Here is a 308-nt window from a genome sequence, read left to right on the forward strand (position 1 = left end):
CCTGGGAACGGCAATTAAAGGCTTCAAGAAAGCGATGAACGATGATAATGCCGATGCTAAGAAAGATGCTGACGGTAGCGTTCAGACTGAGAAGCTTTCCCATAAAGAGTAATGTCAGGAGCACGATGCTCATACTGCATACTCTGCATGAAAAAAAACCGGCAATTGCCGGTTTTTTTATTGCTGAAATGTAAGTGAGTATTACACGATTACTTCACTTCCAGCCCTTTCGCCTGCATGTCCGCATGATAAGAAGAACGAACAAATGGGCCGCAGGCTGCATGGGTAAAGCCCATTGCCATGGCTTC

General features: G+C 45.8%; 2 pseudogenes. One reads left to right on the top strand and one right to left on the bottom strand.

The features are described 5' to 3' along the window. Window positions 1-112 (top strand): annotated as a pseudogene (gene tatE / locus FDX22_RS29870) (twin-arginine translocase subunit TatE); the annotation flags it as partial. Between the two features lie 97 nt (window positions 113-209). On the opposite strand, the pseudogene FDX22_RS29875 reads toward tatE, so the two are convergent. Next, a pseudogene (locus FDX22_RS29875) lies at window positions 210-308 on the bottom strand (lipoyl synthase); the annotation flags it as partial.

The sequence above is a fragment of the Citrobacter sp. TBCS-14 genome (genome assembly GCF_005280805.1).
Taxonomy (GTDB): Bacteria; Pseudomonadota; Gammaproteobacteria; order Enterobacterales; family Enterobacteriaceae; genus Citrobacter; species Citrobacter gillenii.